The sequence below is a fragment of the Roseibium sp. M-1 genome (genome assembly GCF_054515675.1).
The window spans coordinates 4,451,096-4,462,073 of the sequence record NZ_CM137257.1 but is presented as its reverse complement, the minus strand read 5'-3'; the positions used below and the strand labels follow the sequence as shown (position 1 = coordinate 4,462,073).

3 protein-coding genes, 1 tRNA gene and 1 pseudogene are annotated in these 10,978 nt (G+C 64.2%); 3 read left to right on the top strand and 2 right to left on the bottom strand.

Translation table 11 applies throughout. The annotated features are described in order from the left end of the window. Nucleotides 1-4: 4 nt before the first annotated feature. Both ACX3M4_RS20260 and ACX3M4_RS20255 read left to right on the top strand, forming a co-directional pair. The gene (locus ACX3M4_RS20260; protein ID WP_459354791.1) at nucleotides 5-7,681 is read left to right on the top strand and encodes a hypothetical protein; all 7,677 of its coding nucleotides are present in this window, start codon (nucleotides 5-7) and stop codon (nucleotides 7,679-7,681) included. A gap of 352 nt (nucleotides 7,682-8,033) precedes the next feature. After that, a pseudogene (locus tag ACX3M4_RS20255) lies at nucleotides 8,034-8,351 on the top strand (IS110-like element ISMmg1 family transposase); the annotation flags it as partial. Between the two features lie 178 nt (nucleotides 8,352-8,529). On the opposite strand, the gene ACX3M4_RS20250 reads toward ACX3M4_RS20255, so the two are convergent. Both ACX3M4_RS20250 and ACX3M4_RS20245 read right to left on the bottom strand, forming a co-directional pair. Beyond that, nucleotides 8,530-9,708, bottom strand: a complete 1,179-nt coding sequence (locus ACX3M4_RS20250; protein WP_459354790.1) for a Fic family protein — start codon at nucleotides 9,706-9,708, stop codon at nucleotides 8,530-8,532. A 361-nt stretch (nucleotides 9,709-10,069) separates the two neighbouring features. Continuing rightward, nucleotides 10,070-10,144, bottom strand: a tRNA-Gly gene (locus ACX3M4_RS20245). A gap of 241 nt (nucleotides 10,145-10,385) precedes the next feature. Between ACX3M4_RS20245 and ACX3M4_RS20240 the strand changes: the two genes are divergently transcribed. Beyond that, nucleotides 10,386-10,907 (top strand): prolyl-tRNA synthetase associated domain-containing protein, encoded by a 522-nt coding sequence (locus tag ACX3M4_RS20240; RefSeq protein ID WP_459354789.1) that lies wholly within the window; start codon nucleotides 10,386-10,388, stop codon nucleotides 10,905-10,907. Nucleotides 10,908-10,978 lie beyond the last annotated feature (71 nt).

Genomic DNA, 10,978 nt, shown 5'->3' with positions numbered 1-10,978 from the left:
AGCCATGTCCGACCTGAATGCGTTCCTGAAGCTGGCCGCGCCCGATTCCACGGGCCTTGGAACAATGTCGCTGTCCCTGGGCGACGACCTTCCGTTCTGCGTTCTGACCCTGCGCAGTTTCCATCCGGAAGACGACGAGGGGAACGACCTGTCGATCACCCGGCGGACCTTTGGCGTGCGGGCCACCATGCTGAGCGGCGAGCTATACGATTACGGCGATACGGGGGCCGGCAGCATCCCGGCGAGGCTGCCGACCCTGCTGCGGGTCGCGGCGCGGCCGCGTCACTACTTCGGTGGAGCCAAGATCGCGCTTTGGTTGCCGGGAGCGTCCGCGCCCGTCAGGGGAGAGATCGCCCAGTCCGACACCGCCCAAGACGTGCTGGCCGTCCCGGAGGCGTTCGAGGACCTTCGGCTCAACAATGTGGTCACCTTGCCTACCTTGCGGCTGACCGAGGGCGCGGCGCAGATATCGCTCGACCTGACCCCGGGAACCGATCTGGCCACCTTCCTTGGCTATGATCGCGACGCCGGCACGATCCTAGGCGGCGTGACGATCGCTGTGGATACCGGCTCGGTGCCAGGCAAGACATTTTGGCCGGTCACGGCGACGCCCAAGGGCATCGTCTTCGAGACCGGGGCGATGCCCGATCCGACCATAGGAATTGCATCGGACGTTGCGGCGGCGTCCCTGCGGGGCCGCCTGCGGCTGGAAGCGGATGCAAGCCGCGGCTATCGGCTGCGGCTGTTGGCGCCCGCCGAAGCCAATGGGCTGGCCGATGTGATCGGGCGATTGCAGCATGTCGTGTCGAGCCTGATCGAAACCGAAGCCTCGCAGCGCTATCGCATTGATCTGCGCGGCGAGACGCCGCCCCTGATCTGGCCGCTGGACTTTGACGACGGTCGGTTGGGCCTGACGCCCGTACCTGCCGATCCCGCCCATGCGCTGGCCGAGATCGATCCCGAACGCGTGGATCTTCGGCTGGTGACGCGGGTCGAGGGTGTTGGCGAGGGCAGCGCCCTGGCCCGGGTCGAGCTGTCGCGGGTCGCGCTGCAATCGTCGGATGAGGCCTTTGAACTGGTCGCATATGCGGGCCGCCCGGCTGCGCAGCCAAGCTATGGCCTGACCTATGCCTACGCGGGCAGCAAGGCGTGGACCAGCCGTTTTGACGGTTCGTTCGGGCACAAGCGTGTCGCGCTGCCCTTGGACCGCCTTCGCGAACGGCTGACAACGCGCTATGGCGAGGCCGGGCTCTTGGCTGACCCCGACGAGACCGCGCCCTATGTTTTTTTCGCCTTGCGGGACGGCTGGCTGCAGTATCCGCTCGACGCTCCCGATACATCGGATCCGAGCGCCCCCGGCGGCCCGGACATGCCAGCGGACGGGGTGCACGAGGCGACGGGCGCGCTGTCCGGCAGGCTGCTGTTTTCCGCCACGGCAGCGACCGGCGCCGAGGGCGGACTGCCCCGCGCGCTGGAGCTGTCCTCGACCGACGGGCTGATCGTCAAGACAACCTGGCGACAGGCGGATGCGCAAACGAAGTTGCGCAATCTCGAGGCCTTCACGCTGCACCCCTCTGGTGAGGCGGGGGCAATCTACGGGTTCCTCTTCGTCGCCGACACCAGTCCCACCGCGACCGAAGCGGTGCCCGACTGGACCCGGGGGCCGGCGGCCGTGCGCGAGGTTCCGCTTGCGTTCGACAGCGCGCCCGGCGGTGCGGTGACGTTCAAATGGGACAGCACGCGGGACGGCACCAGCAGCTGGCAGCTGGCGTTCGATCTGCCCGAAAACGACGACGCCGATGCCACCAAGGCCGAGGTCGTGGGCTGGGTCACGATGAAGAACCTGCCCCTGATCACCAACTATCCGATGACGCGCAGCGCCAAATCCGCCGGGGTGCCGTCGCGCAGCCGGGGCCTGTTTCCCCGGCGCCTGGTTGGCCAGGTGCGCCTGCGCCACGATTTCACCGGGTATGACACGCCGGAAAACGATCTGCCCGCCCTCTTCGGTCCAACCGATCAGGACACCGCCCCGGGGCACCCGTTCGGTTCCGCCCCGGTCGATCCCATCGGCCCGCGCGACGTCCAGAGTGCGTTGCTGCCGTCGCTGCACGGGGTTGAATTCAAACCCGATCCGGACAGCCCGGATTGGCAGTTCCACGCGACGCTCCGCTATGATTATCCGATTCTGGACGAATTGTTCGCCTGGTCCGACCTGCCCCCGGTCGAGCCCGAGGATGCCTTGCCCGGGCTGGCGCCAGAGACCCCAGGCGGCCCGAAAGAGCCGGTGGTTACCGCGCTGCATCCCGATCGGCTGGTATCGCTATGGCGCGATGCCGAGCAGCGCATGCAGTTGACCTGGACGCAGGACGCGGTCATGGCCCGCGGCCTGCCCGTCGATCCTGCGGAGACGCTCGACCCTCCGGATAAGACCGACATCCCGCTGACAACGCTGGCCTTTCCCTTCAGCTTCGAGCAGAGCGTTTCGGTTGCCGCGGGCCAGGCCAAGATGTTCGGCGAGTTGAAGCTGAGCGACGACCGCGGCAGCCTCGAAGCTGCGGCGGTGGGCCTCGGCGGGGTGCTTGAGCGTGAGGATGACGGGGTCACGCTGTCGGACACAACCTGGCCCAACGGCCCCGATGTGCATGTCACGGGCTACGGGATCGACCAGTTCGCGCCACCCGTGCTGGACGAGAACGGCCAGTCGGTGCCCGACCCGAATTTCTTTGCCGATGCCCGCGGCACGGCGTTTCGCACCGCGCCGGCCCGGGGGGGCACATTGCGCGAGGTGCGGCGCTATGCGCCCGACAACAAACTCGAAACCGTTCTTCTGACCACCTTGCCCGCCCCGCGCTTGTCGGACATGTCGATTGGTCGGGCCAGCACCGAAGTGGCGTTCCATGTGCGCGACATGCCCGTCGTTCCGGACGGCCCGGATTTCCGGTTTGCCGGTGTCGGGCCCGCGAAACCGCGACTTCCGAACGGCCGACAAGGCAATCCCATCGAGGGATACCGCAGCAGCACGGGACAGGCCTTCGATCGCGAGAACTTTGCCCTGGGCCTTTATGAATGGCGCTTTTTCCAGAATCGGAACGATGCTCCGTCTGCGGATCTCTCCGGTGCCTTCGATATACCCGTTGGCCCGTTCCGATTCCGGCCCCTGCGTTTGGTCGATGCCGTGTTCTTCGATCCCGGCGAGCCGGACCTTGCGCTGGATATCTCCTATGCGCGTATCCTCGGCAGCCTGTCGTTTCGGTCCGACGGAAAGCATCCGCATGAGGATTTCGCGTTCGGGGCCGACCGTATCTACGATCGGGACGATCTGTTTGTCTTTCGTCTGAACAGCTCGTCGGCCTGGGAAGGCGCAGCGGTGAGCGAACCGGCCGCCGACGGCGAATTCGGTTGGGCCAGCCGCGACCCGGACCTGTCGTTCACGCGGCGGCTGCCCGTCACGACGACAGGGGACGGGGCCCTGTTCGGCAGCGCGTCGGATGTGGAGGCCGGGTTCACCCTGCGCTTCGGCGATACCGTGAACGGTTTTGAGCCCGTCGCCGCGACCGTGCGCGCTACGCTGTTTGGCGAGGACCGCACAGTCACGGGCGGGACGGTCGAGGTTCAGGACGAAGACACGCTGGTGATCCGGTTCGATGACACAGCCGTCTGGCAGCCCGCCCTGCCGGCCAGCCTGCACAACGTGACCTTGCGGGCCACCTGTTCGGCCAGTGGCGCGGACCAGCACCTTGCCATCGACGGCGCCATCGCGCTGCGGGCCAGGGGCGACGAGGGGCCGACCCTGTTCAGCCTGGCGCGCGGGGACGTGCGGTGGCTCGACCTCGATCTGTCGGAGTACGGGTTCGAGCTGAATATCGACCACGTGGCCGGCGTTCTGAACCTGCTGGTCGATACAAAAGAGGAGCTGCTGGCGGGTACCAAACCGCTGTTCGGCCTGCCCATAGGGTTGGCGGATGGTGGGCCCGCCAGGCTGGTGATCAACTATTCCGAGGTGCTGAGCGCCGCGCCCGCCGAAGGCGGGCGCGTGTTGCATTTTCTGGCCGACCTGCGTGTTGGCGACGGCCGGACCTATCGGCTGACGCACGAGATCCTCAGCGGGGCGGGGCCGCAGGATTTCAACCAACTGCATCTGACCTGGCGGTCCGAGACATCGACCTCGCCGATCCAGTGGCCGCTGCTAGGGTCTATTGCACTGGACGGGGATCCGGACCTGGATGCCATTGCCGATGGCAATCTGACACCACCGGAGGATCCGGAATCGGGCCCCCCGAGCCGTGTCCTGACACTTGGCCCGAGGGGCGAGGTGCTGCGCCACAGCTTTGTCTTCCGGCTGACCGATTTCCTGATCGACCCCAGCGCGCTGGAGCGGGTGGAGGGGGCGTTGCTGCCCCTGGGCGGAACGCTGCGCGGGCTGGCGCAGGTGCAGCATTGGCTGACCGCAGACGGCCGGGAGAAGACTTGGTGGAGTTGCGATCACGTTGCCCTCACGACAGCGGCGGCCTTGCAGGCCGAGGCTGGCGTGTTGCCCGACGGCGTTCCGCAGGCCGAGGCAGGCGAGGCCATCTCGTTCACGCCGCGCCATTCGCACAAGAGAAGGTCGGACCAGAATTCGCCTGCGCTGCGCTATCGCGATGCGCCAGAGCACAGCGATATGGATCACCTGCCGGAAGGCGTCGCGCGGCTGACGAATGCCAACCTGTCCGGCTGGCACGATCCGGCGATGGCCCGCTTCCTGTGGGACAAGATCGACCAGAGCGCGGTCTATGTGGTGGCGGTCGCCCCGCTCTGGATGATGCTTAGAAGCGGCGACAGGGCGCAACAGATCAACCTGCCCTGGGCGTATGGGCTGCCGGACGGGGTAGATCTGCAGGTCCTGCCCGAGGCCGAGCCCGATCTCTATCGCATCCCCACGATGGAAAGTTGGGCCGCCCATGCCATGGCGGCCAATGGCGGGCGGGCCGGTATCGCACTGAGCACCCGCATGCGCGAGGCCGAACTGCTGGCGGCCCTCAGCGATCCCGACACCGCGTTGCCCGATCTGCGCCGGATGCTGCCCGCCAGCCCCGGGCTCTTCGAACCCTGGATCGACGACGCACCGGGGAATATCGAGACCGAAGCTCATCATAGGCGGGCGCCGTATTTTCTGCGCGCAATGCTGGCGCTGGCGGCCTTCTGGCAAAGCGAAAGCGACACCGCTCCGGTCATGTCGCTGGCGCCCGACGCCCAGTGGGCCTTCTGGCAACGCGAAAGCGACACCGCTCCGGTCATGTCGCCGGCGTACAAGCGGCCGACGCGTGCCGGCACCAGGGCCCGCCTTGCTGTCCTACGTGACAGCGCCGCACCTGTCACCTTCAGCCCGGCGGCTCCGATTTCGGTGGATCTGATCGTCCTGGGCCAACAGGGAGCGTATTTGTTCGCGAATTATCGTCAGGCCCGCCCGGACGGGGCCGACTGGAGCCAGTCGGTCGAACTGTACGATGCCGCGCATCGGCTGGTCGAGGATGCGCGCTATGCGCTGTTCCGAAACACCCGGGCCGGCGAAATTGCCGGGCGCAGCGTAGCGCGGCCCCGCAACCCGCTGGCGCGTTCGGGCGATCCGCTGACCCCGGTTGAGGCCGACATCGTGGCCTCTCCGGCGCTGGGCTGGCCGATGCGCCCGGCTCGGCAGCGCGCCATTCTGGCGCCGGGGTTCGAGGCGGAGCTGGCCCTGCAATCGCCCGAGGCCGGGTTCGCCGCGCGGACCCAGCGGACGCTGTGGCCGGCGACAGCCGAGGCCGTCCTGGACGACAACTGGTGGAGCGACGATACCGACGCCATCCAGTCGCTTGCCCTTCGGTTTTCGGAACATGTGGTCTTCGACCGCGGAGCGGCGCCATTCCCGTTCGATGGTCCATTCGCCCGCCACCTGGCGCCCGGCCCGGCGCGGCGACGCAGCCCCGTCGCCGAGGCCGAGTTGCCGCGGGACCGCGACGGTGTCCGATTGGCAGCGCCGATCCTGCCGCCTGTCGTCGACCGCATGGTGGTCGGGCGCCGCGCCGGGGTTCTCGACGCCAGCACGGTGTCGGCCACGATCGTGGCTCATGCCGGCAAAGCGGCGCTGGATGCGGGCTGGCCAGGCACCGGGCAGCCCGCTGGCAGCGGGCCAATCATCGGGGCTCAGATGCGCAATCCGCGCAGTCCTGTCCTGCCGCCGCATCCCGACAAGGCAGCGCTGTTCGGGCCGGGCCTGCAGGCTCCCGAGGCCCTGCGCCTGAGCCGACGCACCTTTGTCTCGCGCGCCGATCTGGGCGCCGACGGCACACTCGATGCGTTCCTGCCCCACGGGCAATTGTCGGACACGCTGCGCCTGACCGCGCTGGACCCCGTCACGGCGGCGGCCGAATCCGACTGGCGCCTGAGTCTCCTGGGGGCCGATCAGACGCTTTCGCTGCCATCCGAGCGGTGGTGGACCGGCGAAAGCAGACTGCTGTTGGCGTTCCGGGCTGCCGACTTGCAGGGAGAGCCAATACCGGAGGTGAACCTTCTGGCAGGCATCTTTGGTGCGAACGATGCCGATGGCGTGGCCGAAAGGGTCGTGGCCGAGTTGTCGATCGGATCGCAGACATGGCGCTTCCCTGCGATTACCACGCGCGAGGGCGACGGCGGCATCGAGATCACGCTGCAGATGCTTGCCAACCCCGCCGACACGGAGGGCAAGGAGAAACTGGAAACGATTAACCGAGTGCTGCGCCAGGCCAGCGCCGACACGCGATTGCAGATCGACCTGCGCTTTACCCACACCAATGGGGTCAGCCAGACCGATCAGCCGGAATTGCCGCCCGCCGGTCTGGCCGCCTTCCGGGTGCCCGTCCTGCTGGACGCTCGCGGTCCGCGCACGATCCCGGTCAGTGCCGCCTCGGTGACCTTCGGCGACCCCTCCTACGACCGTGCGCTGGGCAGCCCGACGCTGAGCAAGGACCTGCGGGCAGGGGCGGAAAGGGTGCGGATCGCCGTCGACCGCCAACAGGCCAACGCCGATACCGACCTGCACCTTGCCTTCGATTTCGTCGACGACAAGACCGGTTGGTTTCAGTCCACCGGATCCGCGCCAGCACATCACATTAAGCTGGAATTCTTGCGGATCCCGTTCGGCTTTCAGGAGGACGGAACAGGGCCGTCGCAGCAGGACCTGAACCTGTGGAACCCCGGTGTCGCGGGCAATGCCACCCGTTTGAGGGCGCGCAAGGCCTACGTTCTGCGCCTGGCCGATCTTTACGCCGACCAGCCGGACGAGGGCTTGGTGCTTGCGCCGGGCGACATGCTGCGGCTCAAGGTCCTGTATGGCCCAGAAGGTGCGCCGCTGGCTGAAGAGACTGTCGATATCCCCATCGTGGCCGGCCCCGTGATCCCGCCGGCGCCGTCGGTCTTCAGTTTCATCGAGGAAACCGGCCCCAGGCTGGACCGGGCTAGCCCCGAGGCGGGGCGCGTGCGTCTGCACGCCAGCGCCCCCTTGCCGAGCCGTGTCGAATATCCCGATCTTCTGCCCGATCTGGGCCGGGGGCACGTCCGGCGGCAGGCGCTTTTTGTCTGGCACTACGGCGCGCCAGTCACGAAGGCCGCCCGCTGGATGACACGGCAGCACCTGCTCAAGACGGACCGGTCCGGCGGCACGCAGCTACCGCACCTGTCCTGAGGCGTTTCGGGACACCCTGATCGCCTGTTCGCCGCCGGCCTCTGCCGACGAAATAGAAAGCGGTGCCCGGTGTCGCGGTTTCGGCACGAAAGGCTGAAGCGGGCCGCGCTGGCGGCCCTAGAAGGCGCCATGCTGCGCTGGTCCGAAGGTGTTGCCAGGGCCCAGTCAGACGAATTCGAGCTCGTCTCCGTTAGGCCAGTAAGGCTGTCTTTTATCCCGCGCCAAGTTCGCGCCACTCGGCCAGAGCGGCGGTGCGTGTCAGCTTGAAGGTGTCTTGTTGATTATGGAATGGCCCGCCCTTCCGAGAACATCGGGTATGATTTCTCGTCATTGAAGGAAGAGGAGCCGAGCCATGACGATTTCGATACTGGGCATCGATATTGGAAAGACTAGCTGCAGCGTTGTAGGCGTTGACGACCAAGGTGCGGTGATTGTCCGCCGAACGATGCGGCGGCAGACGCTCATTGAATTTGTCAGCAAGATGCCGACGTGCGTCGTTGCTATGGAAGCGTGTTGCGGCGCTCACCACTTTGGTCGGCTTTTCGTCGATCGAGGACATGAGGTGAGGCTCATGTCACCAGAGTATGTCCGCCCTTATGTGAAGGCGCAGAAGAACGACGTTGCAAACGCGGGCTGCATGAGGCCAAAAATCAACCAAAGGACTCCGCGCTGAAGTGGAAGAGGATAAGGTCTCAGGTCACGAACTACAGGAAGGGGAGCGGTTATGGAATGGCGAAGTCTGTGAACTCTGTGCACAACGCCTAAGATGGAGCTTGAACAGGCAGTGACATTCAACTGAGGACGCTTCGAATAAATCCTTCTATGGTCAAGAGTATAACCTCACCAAATTACGCGGACAAAGGATCAGTTCCTTCACTGAGAATCAGGAGATACCGCCGGTAACCAAACACACGTCCCCGCTTACGCCCGGTCACCTCTTCGACGATACCCAGCCGTTCCAGGTCCGCAAGTGCCGCATTTACGGTTGGCATGGTGAGCCCTGTTTGCTCGACGAGTTGCCCGGCAGTCAAAAAAGGATGTTGTTGAAGAAGGTCATGAAGACGCAAGGCCGAGCCCGCCCGATCGCTCTGCGCGGTTATTAATTCCCGATCCTCTTTGAACAACTCGACAATGCGGGTTGAAGCGTCGAACGCCTGGTTCGCCGTTTCTGTAATGCCTCGAAGGAAAAATTCGAGCCAGGCCTCCCAGGCTCCTTGCTCTCGCACCTCCTGCAGAAGACGATAGTAGTCGGACCTGTTCGATTTCAGATAGAGACTGAGGTAGAGAAGCGGCCTTTTCAGGGCCCCGTGGACGCAGAGGTAAAGCGTCACCAATAGCCGACCGATACGGCCATTACCGTCCAGAAAGGGGTGAATGGTCTCGAATTGACCATGGAGCAAGCCAGCCTTGATCAGCGCAGGCAGCTGAGATCGATCCTCATGCATAAAAACTTCAAACGCTTCGAGGCAATTGTCGACTTCATTGACCGGCGGAGGCACAAACAGCGCATTGCCCGGACGACTGCCGCCGATCCAGTTCTGAGAGCGCCGGAACTCTCCTGGGTTCTTGGTTCCTCCGCGACCGCTTTCGAGCAGGCGGGCGTGCATCTCGCGGATGAGCCGAAGCGAAAGCGGCAACTCGTCCAGCCGCTCCAAGCCGTACATCATCGCATCGACGTAATTCGAGATCTCGCGAACGTCATCAACCGGTTGGCCAGCCTGGGCGTCCGTCTCGAAGCGCAAAAGGTCGGTTAACGTCGACTGGGTCCCCTCAATCTGAGATGAGAGCACGGCCTCTTTTCGGACGTACATGTAAAGAAACAATTCCTGGCGCGGCAGAATCGTCGTGATGCCATCGAGCCGACCGAGAGCCCTTTCGGCGCTGGTCAGGTGCGGGAGGAGTGGCAGAATGTCAATTGGCGGGTTTGGAGGCAGCGGTGGAGGCACAAAGGCTCGTACCGTCTCTCCCCCGACGCTTGTCTCTACAAATCGGCCCAGCCGCGAATCTGTTGCGTGTGTCTCTGCCATCTTTTCAATATGGACGGAGCGCCTTATTTAAGCAATTGCCACTTGGCTTAAATAGAAATCATGCTAAGGTAAGTCGGCTTAATTAGCGATACGAAGGTGACAAGGGAGCTACGCACGTGAGCACGACAATGGCTTCACGAGAGCCATTTAAAATGAAGCAAGTGTGCTCAAGGAATGCGTTTGGCGAACCTGAATCAAAGGGCTGCAAGTTGCCTGCAGGTCAAAAAATTGCTGCGCTGCACACAAGGCAATATGCCTCCAGGTGCTTCCCCCCTGCTTCCCCGCTTAGGAGAAAGGGGCCGGGGAAGCAAAAAACGCCCCGAAGGGCGTTTTCTAAGCCTCAGAAATCACTGAGGAAATTTGGAGCGGGCGAAGGGATTCGAACCCTCGACCCCAACCTTGGCAAGGTTGTGCTCTACCCCTGAGCTACACCCGCATAGTGACCGGTCCGTGGCGGCGTCCGCCTCGGCGTCGGTGGCGCAGTATATGAACTATGCTGAGACGGATTGCAACACCGAAATGCAAGAATTTTTCTAAGCCGTCTTTTTGTGGATTTCCTGTGAAATCGGCGCCGGAAACCGGCAGATTTCTGCCGCTTTTTCTTAACCTCACCCCTTGTAGCGCGGTCCCAAATCGCGCTAGACAGCACGCAAGTTGAAAAATTTGCAGGAAAAATCATGCCGGCGACACGCGACGACCTCATGGCCTTTTTGAGCGACCTAGGGATAAAGGTCACGACCGTGGATCATCAGCCCGTTTTCACGGTGGCGGAGTCCGGCGACCTGCACGATCGCATTCCCGGCGGCCACACCAAGAACCTTTTCGTGAAGGACAAGAAGGGACGCCTGTTCCTGATCGTCGCCCTGCACGATGCGGAGATCGATCTGAAAAAGGTGCACCAGATCGTCGGTGCTCAGGGAAGGGTCTCCTTCGGCAACGCGGACCTGCTTATGGAAGTGCTCGGCGTCGAGCCGGGGTCGGTGACGCCCTTCTCGCTCATCAACGACCGCGAGGCGCAAAGGGTGACGCCGGTTTTCGATGCCGCGATGATGCAACACGATATCCTGAACTATCATCCGCTGAAAAACGATGCGACGACAGCGATTGCCGCAGGCGACCTTCTGAAATTCGCCAAGGCCTGCGGCCATGAAGCGCAGGTTCTGGCGGTGAGCACGGAAGCACAGACGGCCGGTCTCTAAATCGGCGCTTTCCGCGCCATAGGCGTTTGAATTTCACACGGACTGGCTCCATGTTAGGAGCCAAATCAACC

Excerpts from the sequence above, each read along its gene's own strand:
- ACX3M4_RS20250 (WP_459354790.1), bottom strand. The coding sequence starts at position 9,708 with ATGGCAGAGACACACGCAACAGATTCGCGGCTGGGCCGATTTGTAGAG.
- ACX3M4_RS20240 (WP_459354789.1), top strand. The coding sequence starts at position 10,386 with ATGCCGGCGACACGCGACGACCTCATGGCCTTTTTGAGCGACCTAGGG.
- ACX3M4_RS20260 (WP_459354791.1), top strand. The coding sequence starts at position 5 with ATGTCCGACCTGAATGCGTTCCTGAAGCTGGCCGCGCCCGATTCCACG.